The 1,609-nt window shown below is 56.4% G+C and carries 1 protein-coding gene; it reads left to right on the forward strand.

Translation table 11 applies throughout. The annotated features are described in order from the left end of the window. On the forward strand, nucleotides 1-1,087 hold a 1,087-nt coding region (locus LPU83_RS17770; protein WP_244656107.1), incomplete at its 5' end, for a thioesterase domain-containing protein. Nucleotides 1,088-1,609: the final 522 nt, after the last annotated feature.

Here is a 1,609-nt window from a genome sequence, read left to right on the forward strand (position 1 = left end):
CGAGGCACCGCGCGGCGCGGTCGAGACGGCGCTGGCCGCGATCTGGGCCGAGCTTCTCGGGATCGAGCGGGTCGGCCGCCACGACAGCTTTTTCGAACTCGGCGGCCACTCGCTGCTGGCGGTGCAACTGCTCAACCGAGCACGTGATCTTAAGCTGCGGTTTAGCGCCGCCGACGTCTTCCAAGCCCCAATTCTGAAGGAACTTGCCTCTAAGCTTCACTTGGAGCGTCAGCCCAGCAGTCCGGGAGTGATTTCCGTTCAAGCCACGGGGTCACAGCCACCGCTGTTCTTTGTTCCCACAGGTTGGGGTGATTGTTCGTACGTCCTAAGGTTGGTCAAAGAGATGGACATAGATTGTCCCGTCTATGCTCTGCCATGGCCCTCTTTCGAGGACGTTTGTCCACTGACTCTTGAGGCAATAGCCGCGCCGGTCCTCGTGACAATCAAAGGAATCCAGCCACAAGGCCCGTACCGCTTTGCTGGATACTCATCAGGGGCGACCTTGGCTTACGCCATAGCTCAGCGTTTACTGGATCAGGATGAAGTTGTGGCGTTCATGGCATTCATCGATGTTACGCTACCTGCGAATCCATCAAACATAACTCCTACCCAAATGGTTTCCGAAGGGGTGCTGGAAACTCTCAAATCCGTAGATGACAAGCACTTGGAACTATTGGAATGCTTCGCTAAACACAGTTCGATTAGCCAGCTGCTTGAGAAGGCGCAGCAAATAGGGGCCATACCTCCGGATCGTCATCTCCACGATGAGGTTTTGATGTATGAAAGAATTGCGCAATTTCAAAGAGCGCTGCAGTCGTACCGCGCCCCATCCCTGCCAATCGAAATACATCAGTTTTATGCTACTGATTCTGCCCTCAGCCGGCGCACGCGATGGGGCAAGAACTCGATAGGCCCAGAGACAAGTTCGCCCATGCGCGGCTGGGACCGGATTTTGAGTCCAGGGGCCATTACGGCTGTACCGATTCAGGGCGACCACGTGACGATGATGAGTGTTCCGGAAAACCGCAAAGCTCTGGCCCGGGCCATTTCAACCGCCCTAACCGGGGGTCTTGAAAAAGATCCCTAGCCCGTCCTATTCACGAGACGGTTGATGTCTGCTGTTCTGGATTGTGAGCGCGGCGACACGTCGCGCCTTTTTCATCGCGGTGAGGTTTGGAACAGACGGTCCCGGTAGGGACGATGGTTGCCCATCGCCCCCCGGCCAGATCCGTACGTGCGGCACTACCGCATACGGCTCCTATCGGATGTTTTGACGGTGAACCGAGCATCTGGATGCGGATGCAACAGACGACATGGCGGCAGGTATTTGCGAAGCAGCCTCTGGAAACGATCCCAAGACAGCCGGTGTCGCTGGCTTCGACGCATCAAAGCGTGTCGCCAAGCGCGACCAACTTCCCAGCGGAACCCTCCCAATCTTCGTAGATTGTCTGACACCGCATGGTAGTTCAAATACCCCTGTAACACTTGCCGTAGCCATCGACCTACTACTGCGATCGGTTCATGGCGTCTTCGCATTAGCGTTTCCCGAATGGCCGCCAGCGTCGTGCGCATGCGCTTCTTGATTGTCAGACGGACGATCTTGAAGCCA

Origin of the sequence: Rhizobium favelukesii, from assembly GCF_000577275.2 — a bacterium.
Classification (GTDB): domain Bacteria; phylum Pseudomonadota; class Alphaproteobacteria; order Rhizobiales; family Rhizobiaceae; genus Rhizobium; species Rhizobium favelukesii.